The organism is Undibacterium sp. CCC3.4, assembly GCF_034347425.1.
Lineage (GTDB): Bacteria > Pseudomonadota > Gammaproteobacteria > Burkholderiales > Burkholderiaceae_D > Undibacterium.
Window position 1 is genome coordinate 542,011 of the sequence record NZ_CP133779.1, and the last position, 11,443, is coordinate 553,453.

The window sequence follows — 11,443 nt, forward strand, 5'->3', positions numbered from 1 at the left end:
CTCAGTAGCGGCGGACAAACCGCTTGGATTAAATCTGCGCTTCGCTAGGCGTTTCGACCTTGCTCGTTCACTCCCTCACAGCGCTGTCAACCAAGCCATTCTGCGCAATCAATTCCAGGTCCAGCTTCAATTGCGCGCCGCGATCACCAAGCAAGCCTTGAATATTGCGATCGTGCTCCTGCACCGCTTTGCTCAATTCACGCAAGATGGCGCTGCCAGCTTTGGTCAGCGTCACGCCCCACGCGCGGGCGTCAATTTCATCATCATGTCGCTCTACCCAACCGCGCTCAGAAAGCCAGGCAACCAGCCTGAGTGCGCCGCTTCGATGCAATCCTAATGCTTGCGCAAGTTGCGCTTGACGGATGTTTTTATTTTCCGCAATCAAAACAAGTGCGGCAAAACGTTGCGGGCTGACTTCGTAATCGGCCGTTGCTCGGTAGAAATCCATGAACAAGGTGTTTTGTGCCCGCCGCAAAGCAAATCCCAGCAAGTGATCGAGAAGGCCATATTCAAGATTCGGAATTCTTAGTAGTGGCCGTTCCTGGCTGGCACCAGAATCCTGGTTTTCAGGGTCTTTTTTTTTCGTCATCACTTGTGGAATTTTTTAAAAATATGCGTGCTTAAGCGGCTTAACTCTATGCTTTATTGAAACATCATAGCTGATTTCCCCCTCTGTCAGCTTAATTTTTCGGCCTCTCGAGCAGTTTCATCCGGTGCCAAAACTCTGTAAAAATATTGTTGCATAGCGCAACAATATAGCTTAGGATAAATCAACATCATCAAAACAATAATGGAGACTGGTATGACGCAACAAAGAAAAATTTTGATTTCCGGCGGTGGTATCGGCGGTCTGTGCACTGCTCTGGCGCTGCATGCGAAGGGGCATCAGGTCACTTTATGTGAGGCGACCGAAGTACTGAAACCTCTCGGTGTCGGCATCAATATCTTGCCGCATGCGGTAGCCGTGTTAGACGAACTGGGTGTGCTGGAAGCACTCAAAGCCATGGCGCTTGAGACCTCGGCCTTGATCTTCGCCAATCGCCATGGTCAGACGATTTATCAGGATTTGCGCGGCATCCCTGCCGGCTATTCCCACCCTCAACTGAGCATTCATCGCGGCCAACTGCAAATGCACTTGTGGCACGAGGCAGTGAAACGCATCGGCCAGCAGCACCTTCATCTCGGACAAAAGATTCGCTCAGTCACGCAAAGCGCCGAGCAGATTACGGCGATCGCTGTGTTAGCCAATGGCGACGAGGTCGAACACAGCGCAGACTTACTGATTGCAGCAGACGGGATTCATTCTGCCATCCGCAAACAGTTTTATCCCGACGAAGGGGCACCGAAGTGGAATGGCATGATGATGTGGCGCGGAACTAGCCGGGTCCAACCATTTTTGGATGGACGTTCGATGGTGCAAGCCGGGCATCGCCGCGCCAAGTTCGTGGTGTACCCAATTGAAGAGCCGCGTGCCGATGGTACGCAATTGATCAATTGGATTTGCGATCGGCGTCTACGCGAAGATGGCTTCGGTGGGGCTTTGACCGCGCCGTCACGTGAAGATTGGAATAAACCAGCCGACATCAGTGATCTGCTTCCTACATTTGGACACTGGAAATTTGAGTGGCTGGATATTCCTGCAGTATTGCATGGGGCGACGCAGGTGCTCGAATGGCCTATGGTTGACCGCGACCCCTTACCACGCTGGCGTCACGGTCGCGTGACTTTACTCGGTGACGCCGCCCACCCTATGTACCCGATTGGTTCTAACGGTGCCACTCAGGCGATCTTGGATGCCAAGTGTCTGGCAGATTATCTTGCTACCGAGTCGTCTGTTGAAGCCGCGCTCGATGAGTACGAACGCTATCGACTTCCTACCTGCGCTGAGATTGTTCGATTGAATCGCCAAGAAGGCTTGGATGCCATTCTCGATCTGGTGGAAGAACGTGCACCGGATGGTTTCAGTAAATTAGAAGACGTCATCGATCCGGCTGAAATTAAAGAGATTGTTACGGCCTACAAAAAGGCGGCAGGTCACCGCGTCGCTTAAGAGGCTGTCGCAAAAGGGTATTGAGTCGGTGTCATTATCCCAACTGGTGGCCACGTCATTCCTGCGCGCTTTTAGCAGGAACCCAGCGGCGTTCGTGGTTAACTGAAAATGCCAGATATGATCGTGTTTTCAGCGCTGAAAACGACACTGGGTTCCCGCCAAAAGCATGCGGGAATGACGAGGTTGCAGCATGCGGGAATGACGAGGTATGCGGTGTTTCAGATGTAAAAGATTCCATCAGGCTTTTGCGACAGCCTCTTAAGACATAGGCTTAAGGAGGTGCAGAGGTACTTCCAGCGGTTGGTCCGCCGCCACTGAGGCGCACTTGCGTCGCCTTAAAAAAAATTAAAAGGTTTTTCTTTTGAGAGTACGAGCTTGCCGCGTGCATCTCACATCTTGTGGAGGTCATCAAACATGAATGAAGTATTTGTCGTTGCCGAGATACGGATTACTAATCCAAAAAGTTATGCGGATTACTTGCCCTTATCAACTGCCAGTGTAGAAAAATTTGGTGGGGAATTTCTGGTCCGGGGTGGCCGCCGGATCCAGAAAGAAGGGGCAGACGAACTGCATGGTACGCAGTGGCGAACTGTGATTGTGCGTTTTCCAAATGCTGAGAGTGCGAGCAAATGGTATGACTCGCAGGACTATATCGCCGCCAGAACGATACGCATGGCGAACTCGGATGGTCGACTGTTTTTCGTAGAAGGGATGTAACAGCATTTTTGTAATTAAATGGATCGATTCGAATCCAATACAAGCTCACAAATAGCATTCATAATAATCAGGAGACAAACATGTTAAGTACTGTAGAAACTGAAGGACAGGGGAATCTCAAGGCAAGTTCACCGGTTCAACTACTCATCAATGCCCAGCCGTTTTCACGCTACCAGAAGCTGATTTTTGCTATCTGTTTCGCGATTGTATTGTTCGATGGTTTTGATACGGCGGTCGCCGGATTTTTAGCCGTTTCGCTGCAAAATGAATGGCATATTTCCAAACAAGCGCTGGCACCAGTCCTGACTGCGGCGCTGCTTGGTTTGTCGATAGGCTCGCTGCTTGCCGGACCGGTCGCGGACAAATACGGACGAAAGATCGTCATTGGTATGTCAGTCAGCTTTTTTGGCATTACCTGCATGGCATCAGCCTTGGTCAGTAATTTAGACCAACTGGTGGTTTTGCGCTTACTGACAGGGCTGGGCTTAGGTGCAGCCTTACCCAATGTAGTTACCTTGATGAGCGAATATTGCCCCGACAAGAGCCGCTCATTTATAACCAATGCACTGTTTTGTGGCTTTCCATTGGGAGCAGCACTGGGAGGATTCATCTCTGCTTGGATGATCCCCCATTGGGGCTGGCGCAGCGTGTTAGTGGCTGGGGGTTTGTTCCCCTTGTTGTTATCGATACTGATCTTTAGCGTCTTGCCAGAATCGGTAAAATTTTTGGCGGCAGCCGGAAAGTCAGCCAAAAAAATCGCCCGTATTTTGAGTAAAATAAGCGCCAAAGAAGTGCAGGAATCTGATTTCCTCATGGCTGACAAAACGCCGCACTCCGTCACCGCCGGCTTGGCTTTGATGATTTCTCGACCTTACATCGTCGGTACGCTCATGCTGTGGTTGACGTATTTCATGGGACTGATGATTTTTTATTCGCTCATCAATTGGTTACCCATACTGCTCAAAGATACCGGCATACAAGCGGCCGACGCGTCGTTGATTTCCGCCCTGTTCCCCTTAGGTGGAGTCGGTGCCATCTTGTTTGGCTGGCTCATGGATAGATTCAACCCCAACATCGTTGTGGCAACTGGCTATGCCTTAACAGCGGTTCTTTTATATTTGATTGGCCATGTTTCTGACAGTAATATCTATCTGATGTTATGCGTATTTGCAGGCGGCATCATGATGAATATGTCGCAGGTTTCACTTGCCGCTTTAGCCGCAGCCTTCTATCCAACCGAGGCGCGCGTCACCGGCATTTCGTGGATGCTGGGAATTGGTCGGTTTGGCGGTGTTGCCGGATCATTTTTAATTGCCGAGCTAATGCGGCGCAATGTAGACTTTACCGGGATTTTGTCTTCATTATCTTTAGCTGGACTGCTTGCTGCCATTGCATTGATGATCAAGCATTTTTCCAGCAGGCCAAAAATCTGATTGCTATGGCTGCTTGATATCCGCCCCATCCTGAAGAGCTTGTCGCAAAAGAGTTTTCAGTCAGCATGACGTGACTTGCGGTGTGTCAGATGTAAAAAAATGAGCGCCCGACTTTTGCGACACCCTCTGAACGCCGCGGTTTTACGCACACATCTGATCAACCGGCACCGCTGTTGGTGCCAATTTGAAGGCGCTCACTACCTCGCTCAACTTAGATGCTTGACTCTGCATCGATGCGGCGGCTGCCGCTGCCTGCTCCACAAGTGCCGCATTCTGTTGCGTTACTTGATCCATCTGCGTAATCGCCACATTGACTTGCTCGATTCCCAGGCTTTGCTCCGTACTGGCCACAGTAATCTCGCTGATGATATCCCTGACGCGAGCGACGCTGGTAACAACTTCATTCATCGTCACCCCTGCCTCATTGACTAATTGAGAGCCAAGCGAGACTTTCTCCACCGAGTCGCTGATGAGTATCTTGATATCCTTCGCCGCGGCTGCCGAGCGCTGTGCAAGCGTACGTACCTCGCTCGCCACCACGGCAAAACCACGTCCCTGCTCGCCGGCGCGTGCCGCCTCTACGGCCGCGTTTAAGGCCAGTATATTGGTTTGAAATGCGATACCGTCAATCACACTGATAATATCGACGATCTGGGACGACGATGCGCTGATTGATTCCATCGTGTCCACTACCCGCTCCACCACGATACCTCCCTTAGCTGATCACCTTGGGATGCTCAGTGATGAAGATGGTCCAATCCTGGTCGAAGTTGGCTACCAGATGACGCTCTTCGCCACCGGATATCAGTTTCTCATAAGAGGAACGATCAGCATTGCTGGCGGCCTGAATCTGATCCATTCGCTTCTCATAAGCAGCCATGGCTGTTTCATCATCAGACAACAGATGCGCCAACTCCCAGCGGCGCATCTCGGCCAGATCAGTCCTAAGACTCATGGCAATTCGTACACTCGGCATCCACTCATGCGCCAAATCGGCAGTCGACTGATTGATGCGACCCATAGCGAAGATAGCGCTGATTCCCATCATCAACATCAGCAGTAATACGACGCCAAAAGATGCCAGCAGTTTGGCCGATATTTTCAGATTATAGAACCATTGCATCATTTATCTCCCACGGTTTAGTCGCTCGTTGCGCGTATGTAGTCAGGGAAGCGCACAATCAGTTTTTATAAATACCGCAGCTGACAATGAGATCCTCATACTTTTCCAGATAGGTTGATTTTTTGTGGATCTCCTTGGTCAAGGGGTCGGGCCAGCGATAGTCTTGCCAGCCTTGCCCCTTACTACGGGCGATCTCGAAGCGCTCTTTACCCATGTATTTTCCATCCGCATCCTTGACGTCATTGAGATTTTTACCGGCAATTTTTGGGTTATTCCCGTTCGCACGGGTCACGCCATCCATACCGCTGATGAAAATATACAGGTCGCGGTCCTTGTAACGACTGCTACCAGTCTGTACTTCCTGTATGACTTTTTCCTTGCCGTCTTTCTTCATATCGGCAATGACTTTCTTAACCAAAGCGACCGCTTCTTCCGCCGTGCCTCGGTCGCTCGCAGCGGCGGCCATGCCTGCCGCACTGACAAACAAGGCCAGGATGAACAATTTAAAAAGCTTTTTCATTTACATCTCCCAAAAAATTAGTCCAAGGTAAGCCCTTGAAAATTGCTCAGAAAGCATGGCGCAGGCCGATTGCTTGGCTACCTGCGGAAGCGGCATTGCTACGCTTATCAAGTGAATACACAATATATACGTCGGTGCGTTTGGAAAATTTGTGATCGTAGCCGAACGACGATGTGGTACGGCTCAGGTCGGCGACGCCTGGGGTTGCAATATGTGATTGTGCGGTTTCCGCCAATATCGATCCGACTGCCGAGATAGGTAGGGAAATGCCGGCATCCACGGTGCGGGTCGAACGACCTTTATCAATATCAGTATGCGACAGGTTGCCAGATAATTTGAGCAGACCAAAATCATAGCTGACACCTGCCAGCACGGCCTTCTGCTGTGCCGCTAATGGCGTGAGCACATTCACCCGCAAACGTTGGGCAGACACGGCTGCGAAGAATTTGCCGTCGGTATAGCTGCCATGCAGGCCGAGATTGGCCACGCCGTTGCTGCCGGCTACTTCACCGAAGCCATACTGTACGGTGCCACTGAATCCAGATAACTTGGGTGCGCTGTACTGGAGCACATTGTTCCACACGGTGTCGCCAAGAACATTGCTGCCGTAGGTAGCAACAAAGGTCTGCAACACCAAGGGCGAAAACACCACCGAAGTACCAAACGGGCTGAGCTGGGACATCGCTGAATAGGCCGGGTTAGTCTGGCGCCCCATGGTTACCCGACCGAAATCTCCTTCCATACCTACCCAGGCATTACGTGAAAACAGCGGGTCCGTCGCGCTGCGACCCTGCTCCCCAGTATCAGTACGAAAAAAACTCTCTAACGAGAAAATCGCGCTTACATTACCACCCAAATCCTCTTTACCGCGAAAGCCCAAATACGAGGTCGTCAAGCCGCCACCATTGAGTTGCGGAACAGCCGCCGTATCACCACTCCGCTTCATACTGCCGGCATACGCACCCACCAAGCCATAAATTTCGACCTGAGATTGCGCATGGGCGGTCATTGTGAGCGCACTTGCCAGAATAGAAAAGACGACTCTGGGATTAAATTTTATTTTCATTTTTGTCTCCTAAGGATTGGTATTTCCACTTCAAACAAGACCTGTCGGCCTCGTCATTCTTTTTATACAAACAGAGCAGATTTACTGCAAGCCGCTGGTCCGAAACAAGGCGCACTTAGCCGAGAGCCGGCTTAAGGATAGGCTCAAAAATCTGTCTTTGAATAGAACGGCTTGTTGCTGTGTTACATACGCTACCGTCTACGGTGAGATCTCTTCCAGCGAGCGATTGCTGGTTTCTATCATCCGCCAAGCTGCGACTAAGCCAACCACGGTCGTCGCCGCAAACATCAAGAAAACGGTGGCAATGCCATCGCGTGCCAACACCACACCAACCATAGCGGGTGCTGCGGCAGACGCAGCCCGCAACCACGAGGTGGCCAGCCCCGTGCCTATCGCACGCATTCTGGTCGGATAGATTTCCGGCGTGTACAAATAGAGCATGACCGTGGTCGTGCCCATCACCGCGTAAGCGCTGGAGGCCAATATCATCACGTTGATCACGTTGTCCGTACCAAGCACCACCAAGCCGAGCAGCAGCAGACCAGCGACACAGAAGCTGCCGATCGCCCAGCGACGTCGTCCAATACGATCGATTGTCAGCGCGCAGCACACCACGGCGCAGGTACTCAGCACATTCGACAGCGATGCCATGTGGAGTGCTTCCTGCAGCGGTAAGTGATAGACCGTCTTGTACAGGGTGGGCAGCCAATTATTGATACCGTTGGCGATGAAGTAGGCACTGGCCCACAAGACCCACACGACCAAGGTGCGGGTGCGGTAAATCGGCGAGAACAATTCCTTCCATGAACGTTTCTTTTGATTTTGCAGACTCTGCGCGATCTCAGAGACGCGCTGCGCAACCGCCGCGCGCTCGGTAGACTCGATGTGTCGTCCAGGTGAAACCGCTTCGATATCAACGATGATGCGTTCGGCCTCGGCATAGCGACTGCGGCCGATCAGCCAGCGTGGCGACTCTGGCAAGCGGAAAATCAAATAAGTAATGATCAAACCCGGCAAACCACCGACAAGAAACATGCATTCCCAGCCATAGCGAGGAACAACATAAGAACCAATCTGGGCTGCCCCTAACAGGCCGATAGGAAAGATCAGTTCGTACAGCATGAAGAAGCGGCCACGCCCCTTTGTTTGTGATAGCTCATTGATGTAGGTCGCGGCCACCGGTACCTCGCCGCCGACACCGATACCTTGTATGAAGCGCGCCAGAAACAGCATGTGCAGACTGCCTGTAAAAGCACAGGCGATGCTCATCACCGACATCAGTCCGATCGTGATGCCAGCGCTGCGAATTCGACCTATACGCTCGGCCAGCCAGCCAAAGAACAGCGCACCGATCACTTGTCCCAAATATCCGGCCGCGATCAGTAGCCCGACCTGAGCTGGGCTAATGTGCCAGAGACCGATCAATACCGGCAGGACAAATGCGAGCGACAGTGCGTCAAAAGCGTCGAAGAAGGTTGCAGTACCCATAACCACCCTGGCTTTGCTGTGCCAGCGGCAAAGGTGCACATTCTCCAGTCTGAATAATAAATCCGCTGCGCGCATAAGCCGAGCATCCGCGCGGATATTGTCAAGCTGCATGGCATCAAGTGATGCCAACTGTTCTGCCGCAGCATTCGGTGCTGCCGCGTGTGGTGCCATACTCATGGGGTCTCCAGTATTTTTAATTTTCTAAGCCGTCTACGCGGCTGTAATATACTAACGGGCAAAAATCGCCAGGGTGTCGTCTATTTCCTCTTGTTCAATACCTCGCGTGATGAACACCAGCCGCGTTCGTCGGTCCTGGCTCGGCCAAGCATCCAATATCCGCGCTGGATGAAAGATGTGTTGGACGCCATGGATCACGACGGGTCGCTCCGGATGTTCGCGCACCTGTACCAAGCCCTTGACACGCAACAGATCGGGACCGCGCATGGCCGTGATTAACGCCAGCCACGACTGAAAACCCTGCCACGAAACGGCCTCGTCAAGAACTACCGCATACGAACGGATGCCATCGTCGTGATGTGTATGTTCGTGGACATGGGAATCAGAATCGGAGTGCCCGTGGACCGGTACTATGCCAAGAACCTGATGCTGAGCGACGTGAGCATCAACTTCGCTGTGCTTCTGAAGCGGAGTGTCACCGAACAGAATTTTCACAGGAATATTCCCATGCGTGACGAGGTTCAAGGGCGCAGCGTGATTCAGCCGCCGCAGGCGCTGTTCTACTATTTGTAACTCTGCCGGCGTGAGCAAATCACTCTTGGTTAATACCAATTGATCCGCCAGTGCCACCTGATTTACCGCGAGCACGTGCTGATCAAGGGTAGACATGGCATTGACCGCATCAACCGTGGTGATCAAACGGTCGAAATGAAAATATTGAGCCAATGTCGAGTCGGCCATGAGCGTGTGCAGGATCGGCGTCGGGTCTGCCAAACCAGTGGTTTCCAACAGCACCCGATCAATGCCCATCGCGCTGCCGGCGGTGCGCAATCGCTGCATCGCCTCGAGTAAATCTCCGCGCACTGTGCAACACACGCAGCCATTGGCGAGCAATACCAATTCCTCATGGGCCTGCTCCAGCAATTCATGATCGAGACCGACTTCGCCGAACTCGTTAATAATCACCGCCGTACGAGCATAAGCCGGATCGCGCAGTATATGAGACAGCAAGGTCGTCTTGCCACTGCCAAGAAATCCGCTTAAAACAGTCACTGGCAAGCTTGCTGGTCTGCTCTGCGCATAAAGTGGCCCCCTAAGTCCAGACAATTATTCAAAGAGTTTAAGATAGTGCCTGTTTCTGCCACAGCTGCGCGGCGCTGCCCCGTTATTCGCACTACATCACTACCGTGCTTTTCTTTTCTATCATTTTTGAATCAGGCAGTTCAGTACCAAATTTGTTTACGATCTTGGCACCGCCGCCCACGCCTGATCGATACACGGTTTCCGGCGTTTGATAACCCAATGATTGATGTTTACGTTCAGCGTTGTAGAACATAAAATAGTTCGCCAAGCCGATCACCAACTCCGGCATACTTTCATGCTTTTTCAAATACACTTCTTCATATTTCACACTGCGCCATAGACGCTCAACAAAAATATTATCCAACGCCCGACCGCGACCGTCCATACTGATTTTGATGCCGTTTCTAAGCAGCAGCCCAGTAAAGGCCTGGCTGGTAAACTGCGCACCCTGATCGGTATTAAAAATCTCCGGCGTTCCATACCATTTTATGGCTTCTTCCAAGCAGTCCACGCAAAACCCCGCATCCATCGTGTTCGACAACCGCCAAGACAGCACCTTCCGGCTATACCAGTCAACGATCGCCACCAGATACACAAAACCCCGCGGCAGCCTGATGAATGTGATGTCTGTACTCCAGACCATATTTGGTCGAGTGACATCGATACCTCTCAGTAAGTACGGGTAAATCTTGTTCTGCGGATGCGCTTTACTGGTGTTGGGGCCTGGGGCCATACCTGCCAATCCCAGTTGCTGCATCAGCCTCTGTACGCGCTTGCGGTTCACTGCATGGCCACAGTCTCGCAAGTAATGCGTCATGCGTCGCGTGCCGTAAAATGGATGTCTGGTGTATTCCTCGTCAAGCAATTGCAACAGCAAACTATCAAACGGATTGATCTCTTCTTGCAAGCGCTTTTTCTTGTCGTACACGACCGAGCGCGTGACTGAAACGAGACGGCATTGTGTGGCGATTGAAAGGGCAGAGAGCGGCTCTACCCACTGCAATCGTTCCGTTACAGGCTGATCCCTGACTTTTTTTTAAGCCAATCGAGTTCCATATTCAGTTGCCCAATTTTGGCATAGAGACGGTCTGGGTCGTTCTGTGTGCTGGCCGGTTTCGGACCGCGCTTACCTTCAAACAGACTGCCTGCATTTTCCAGTAATTCTTTCTTCCACTGGCTAACCTGCGTCGGATGCACCCCGAACTCTTGGGCGATCTGATTGATCGTCTTTTCGCCTTTGATTGCCTCAACTGCTACCTTGGCTTTTTGTGCGCCGCTAAATATTTTTCTCTTATTTTCACTCATGGTCTGCCTCGTCTCTTTTCGACAGACACTAGTTTAAACTGTTGTCCGGATATGTGGATCCACTATAGCATTCCCGTGTTCCATATCATCTTCCTTCTAGCCGTGTAGTTTCGCAAACGAGCGCAAGGTCTTTCCCAGTCTGGACAGGATAAACTCCGCCACGTCGGGATCTAGGCACATGGTCACGCCAGTATCCATCAGCGCAGCTAACAGAATGCCGAGATGCCAGGCAGCGCCGTCCGCATCGACGCCATGGCGGCGTAAAAAAGTGCTGACGTCGCTGCGCTGAGCGCGTTGAGCCTGCGCCAACAGGTAATCGGCGATATCCTGCTCGAAATCCTGCAGCCGCAGGGTAACACCACCGATGCCACAGGCGCAGCCCGTCGCCAAGGCGACGTGCTGGCTAGACAAGCGTTGCCAGATATCGAGCAATTCCTGCGCAATGCAGGCTACTCCGGTGCTCATGGCAAGTTCCATGATC

General features: G+C 51.9%; 11 protein-coding genes and 1 pseudogene. 3 read left to right on the plus strand and 9 right to left on the minus strand.

Annotation, left to right across the window (positions count from 1 at the left end):
• Positions 1–67: 67 nt before the first annotated feature.
• On the minus strand, positions 68–589 hold the full coding sequence (locus RHM61_RS02605; RefSeq protein WP_322249578.1) for a MarR family winged helix-turn-helix transcriptional regulator: 522 nt from the start codon (positions 587–589) through the stop codon (positions 68–70).
• 213 nt (positions 590–802) lie between these two features.
• On the opposite strand from RHM61_RS02605, the gene RHM61_RS02610 reads away from it, so the two are divergent.
• From RHM61_RS02610 to RHM61_RS02620, 3 genes are all read left to right on the plus strand, one after another.
• Positions 803–2,050, plus strand: coding sequence for a flavin-dependent oxidoreductase (locus RHM61_RS02610; protein ID WP_322249579.1), 1,248 nt, complete (start codon positions 803–805; stop codon positions 2,048–2,050).
• A 414-nt stretch (positions 2,051–2,464) separates the two neighbouring features.
• Entirely contained in the window at positions 2,465–2,767 is a 303-nt protein-coding gene (locus RHM61_RS02615; protein WP_322249580.1) for a DUF1330 domain-containing protein, read from the plus strand.
• A gap of 80 nt (positions 2,768–2,847) precedes the next feature.
• The gene (locus RHM61_RS02620; RefSeq protein ID WP_322249581.1) at positions 2,848–4,200 is read left to right on the plus strand and encodes an MFS transporter; all 1,353 of its coding nucleotides are present in this window, start codon (positions 2,848–2,850) and stop codon (positions 4,198–4,200) included.
• A 141-nt stretch (positions 4,201–4,341) separates the two neighbouring features.
• Here RHM61_RS02620 and RHM61_RS02625 read toward each other — a convergent pair.
• The 8 genes and pseudogenes from RHM61_RS02625 to RHM61_RS02660 all read right to left on the minus strand — a co-directional run.
• Positions 4,342–4,923: pseudogene (locus RHM61_RS02625) on the minus strand (methyl-accepting chemotaxis protein); the annotation flags it as partial.
• Complete coding sequence (locus tag RHM61_RS02630; protein ID WP_323493609.1) at positions 4,916–5,326, minus strand: MCP four helix bundle domain-containing protein; 411 nt, start codon at positions 5,324–5,326, stop codon at positions 4,916–4,918. The gene RHM61_RS02630 and the pseudogene RHM61_RS02625, both read right to left, overlap by 8 nt.
• 55 nt (positions 5,327–5,381) lie before the next feature.
• On the minus strand, positions 5,382–5,843 hold the full coding sequence (locus RHM61_RS02635) for a cache domain-containing protein (protein ID WP_322249584.1): 462 nt from the start codon (positions 5,841–5,843) through the stop codon (positions 5,382–5,384).
• A 46-nt stretch (positions 5,844–5,889) separates the two neighbouring features.
• The gene (locus RHM61_RS02640) at positions 5,890–6,909 is read right to left on the minus strand and encodes a porin (RefSeq protein ID WP_322249585.1); all 1,020 of its coding nucleotides are present in this window, start codon (positions 6,907–6,909) and stop codon (positions 5,890–5,892) included.
• 198 nt (positions 6,910–7,107) lie between these two features.
• Positions 7,108–8,508, minus strand: coding sequence for an MFS transporter (locus tag RHM61_RS02645; protein WP_322251027.1), 1,401 nt, complete (start codon positions 8,506–8,508; stop codon positions 7,108–7,110).
• 117 nt (positions 8,509–8,625) lie between these two features.
• Entirely contained in the window at positions 8,626–9,627 is a 1,002-nt protein-coding gene (locus RHM61_RS02650) for a GTP-binding protein (protein ID WP_322249586.1), read from the minus strand.
• A gap of 121 nt (positions 9,628–9,748) precedes the next feature.
• Positions 9,749–10,962 (minus strand): IS3 family transposase gene (locus RHM61_RS02655; RefSeq protein WP_322247645.1). Its coding sequence is split into 2 segments (ribosomal slippage): positions 9,749–10,686 and positions 10,686–10,962, totalling 1,215 coding nucleotides; the frame shifts between segments, so codons are not numbered across the junction.
• A 96-nt stretch (positions 10,963–11,058) separates the two neighbouring features.
• Positions 11,059–11,427, minus strand: a complete 369-nt coding sequence (locus tag RHM61_RS02660) for a hypothetical protein (RefSeq protein ID WP_322249587.1) — start codon at positions 11,425–11,427, stop codon at positions 11,059–11,061.
• Positions 11,428–11,443 lie beyond the last annotated feature (16 nt).